This window comes from Treponema sp., assembly GCF_045657965.1.
Taxonomy (GTDB): domain Bacteria; phylum Spirochaetota; class Spirochaetia; order Treponematales; family Treponemataceae; genus Treponema_D.
Window position 1 is genome coordinate 1 of sequence record NZ_JAZOUG010000233.1, and the last position, 1,676, is coordinate 1,676.

Below are 1,676 nucleotides of genomic sequence, written 5' to 3' on the forward strand. Positions count from 1 at the left end.
ATTTTAGGAACATCTGAAAAAATGGTAAATAAGATTGCTGTCAGACTGCAGCTTCCCTTACCGGAAAAATATATCAGAATAGAAGAAATTGCCACACCAGAACAAATGGAAGAAGCAAGAAGAAGCCGTCAGATTGAAGGCAAACATGTAATTCCAGTCAGAGCCTATGAAGTTAAAAATCAGTCTTACTCAAAAATTTTCTACGACTCAATCAAAGTTTCAACAGCAAGAAATCGTATTTTATACAAACTGCTGTCAAAAATTTTCGGAAAAGGAAGTACATCGCAGCCTTCGCAAAATACCAAGCTTTTTGAAAAATCCCTTGTACGCCCTTCATTTTCACAGCTTGCCAGAAAAGAAGTTTCTCATGCCGTTTTAGCACAAATGACAATAAACTCAATCGGAGAATTTGATTCACAGGTAAAAATTAAAAAATTAACCGTCAGAAATGAAAAATCAGGTTACACTTTCATTCTTACAGTAGATGTTCCGCTTGGCAAAGAACTCACCCAGATAAGTCAGGAATTAAAAGACTTTATAATTTTGATTATCGAAAAAAAATTAAAACTGAGAATTGAAGATGTCTATATCGTAATTGACAAACTGATTTTACCAAAAACGGCATAAAAAAAAATGACAGAATATTTTAAAATCATCGAAGCAAAAGACGGAAATTTGATTCCGGTCTGCAGAAATACAGATACAAACACAGAAATTTCAATTCAATCAAAGTATAATCCTGTCCGCGAAGCAGAATCTTTCGTTTCACAGATAAATATTCCAGCCTCGTTTTTTGTAGTTTTAGGAATTGGCGCCGGCTTTCACATCCTAAAACTTTTGCAGAAATTTCCAGAATCCAAAATTCTTGCTGTAGAACTTTCTGACAATGCAATAAATTTTCTTTCAGGTCTACCTTCATTCAATGAAATTAGTAATAATAAATCCATACAGATTACATCCATCTCAAATCTGGAAACAATGCTGCTTTCTCTATACAAACCGGCTATTCATGGAAATTTATCTTTGATTTCACTCAGGCAATGGGAAACTGTTTTTCAAAATGATACAGAAAAAGCAAAAAAAATAATAAACAATTCAATAAAATTATTATCAGCTGATTTTTCTGTTCAAAGTCATTTTGGAAAAATCTGGCAAAAGAACATTCTTTCAAATCTTTCTATCGCCGAAAAAACAAAAAACTGGGAAGAAATTTCCAAAAAAATTCAAAATGATGTAAAATTAAAAAAAACAGCAGCAATCATTGCAGCAGGTCCTTCTCTCAATGAAAATATCAGTGAATTAAAACAAAACCGCCATAAATATTTTATAATCGCAACTGATACGGCTTTTTCTTCCCTTTTAAAACAAAATATAAAAAGCGATGCTGTTATATCAATTGACGGTCAGCAGGTTTCTCATGAACACTATCTTGAGATTTTACCTGAAAACACCCTGTATATTTTCGATTTATGTGCTTCCCCCTCTTCCGTAAGAAAAGCACTTAAATTTTCAAAAAATGTACTTTTTATTCAGACCGGTCATCCTCTAAGCCAGTATGCTTCTTACTTTGAAGGCAATCAAAACTTTCTGAATCTTGAAGCTGGAAGCGGAACCGTTACAATAGCAGCAGCAAGTTTTGCACAAAAAGCAGGATTTTCGAATAAAGACATTAAATT

1 protein-coding gene and 1 pseudogene are annotated in these 1,676 nt (G+C 33.1%); both read left to right on the top strand.

Annotation, left to right across the window (positions count from 1 at the left end):
• Nucleotides 1-627, top strand: a pseudogene (locus ACKI5B_RS08680) (hypothetical protein); the annotation flags it as partial.
• Between the two features lie 6 nt (nucleotides 628-633).
• A partial coding sequence (locus ACKI5B_RS08685) for a 6-hydroxymethylpterin diphosphokinase MptE-like protein (protein WP_407427819.1) occupies nucleotides 634-1,676 on the top strand: 1,043 nt, incomplete at its 3' end.